Source organism: Vibrio sp. 1727 (genome assembly GCF_033344415.1).
GTDB classification, from domain to species: Bacteria; Pseudomonadota; Gammaproteobacteria; order Enterobacterales; family Vibrionaceae; genus Vibrio; species Vibrio alginolyticus.
The window spans coordinates 1-586 of sequence record NZ_JAWPOT010000470.1 but is presented as its reverse complement, the minus strand read 5'-3'; the positions used below and the strand labels follow the sequence as shown (position 1 = coordinate 586).

Genomic DNA, 586 nt, shown 5'->3' with positions numbered 1-586 from the left:
CCACTTTGTGGTTCATGACTGGGGTGAAGTCGTAACAAGGTAGCGCTAGGGGAACCTGGCGCTGGATCACCTCCTTAAACGATGATTATTGCGATGAGTGTTCACACAGATTGATACGGTTTATGAAGTTTAAGAGATAGAACATCCCCCAAGATGTTCACTTAGTGTCCCGTTCGTCTAGAGGCCTAGGACACCGCCCTTTCACGGCGGTAACAGGGGTTCGACTCCCCTACGGGATACCATCTTTAAACATTCTCTATTGAGAGTTTTTAAAAATGGTTACTTCATTAGAAGTGATTAGCTCTTTAACAATTTGGAAAGCTGACAAAACAACAATTTATTGTTGTTTGTAAAGTTCTCAATGTTTGTCTTTAAGACAAACACCAAAAAACACATTCAAGTGTTCTTGGGAATATCACTTTTACAGTGATTATTCGAAATTGAGTCCGGCAAAATCGATATGTCTCTCGCTCATTCAAATAATGAGAGACAACTTTGGTGATTTGATTATCAACTCGAAACTCCTTCGGGTTGTATGGTTAAGTGACTAAGCGTACACGGTGGATGCCTTGGCAGTCAGAGGCGA

The 586-nt window shown here is 41.5% G+C and carries 1 tRNA gene and 1 rRNA gene; both read left to right on the top strand.

Features of this window, described 5'->3' with window-relative positions:
- Positions 1-77, top strand: a 16S ribosomal RNA gene (locus R8O10_RS26415); the annotation flags it as partial.
- 89 nt (positions 78-166) lie between these two features.
- Positions 167-242 (top strand) — tRNA-Glu (locus tag R8O10_RS26410).
- Positions 243-586: the final 344 nt, after the last annotated feature.